Annotated in this window: 1 protein-coding gene; it reads left to right on the forward strand. The window is 55.1% G+C overall.

From position 1 onward, the window contains the following. On the forward strand, positions 1 to 236 hold a 236-nt coding region (locus QP119_RS11705), incomplete at both ends, for a hypothetical protein (RefSeq protein ID WP_284776347.1).

A 236-nucleotide genomic window follows, 5' to 3' on the forward strand; every position in this document is an offset into this window, starting at 1 on the left:
CATGGAGCTGAGCCTGGATCTGCTGGCTAAGCTGAGCCAGTCTGGTCACAAGCGTATCGAAACGCTGTTCACCAACGACCTGGATCACGGCCCGTATATCTCTGAAACCTTACGTGTCGACCCAACTAACGACCGTCTGAGCGCACTGGTAGAAATCTACCGTATGATGCGCCCTGGCGAGCCGCCGACTCGTGAAGCAGCTGAAAGCCTGTTTGAGAACCTGTTCTTCTCCGAAG

Origin of the sequence: Corynebacterium frankenforstense (genome assembly GCF_030211955.1) — a bacterium.
In the GTDB taxonomy this organism is placed as follows: domain Bacteria; phylum Actinomycetota; class Actinomycetes; order Mycobacteriales; family Mycobacteriaceae; genus Corynebacterium; species Corynebacterium frankenforstense_A.